Source organism: Paenibacillus sp. TSM33 (genome assembly GCF_056099025.1).
The window spans coordinates 1-222 of the sequence record NZ_JBLZXB010000091.1; the positions used below are offsets into that span (position 1 = coordinate 1).

At 45.5% G+C, this 222-nt stretch carries 1 rRNA gene; it reads left to right on the plus strand.

What is annotated here, in order from left to right:
- Positions 1-86: ribosomal RNA gene (locus ACN6NF_RS26030) — 23S ribosomal RNA — on the plus strand; the annotation flags it as partial.
- Positions 87-222 lie beyond the last annotated feature (136 nt).

Below are 222 nucleotides of genomic sequence, written 5' to 3' on the forward strand. Positions count from 1 at the left end.
TGAAGACGACGAGGTAGATAGGTTGGGGGTGGAAGTGCAGTAATGCATGGAGCTGACCAATACTAATCGGTCGAGGGCTTATCCTAAAGATAAGACGCAATGAGTTTCGGATCCAGTTTTCAGGGTGTAAGTTCAGTATATCGTCAGCTCAAGCAGCTGAAGTTACACGAACAAACACACAGCATTTGGCGATGCTGATTCCTGAAAAAGAATTTGCGAAGC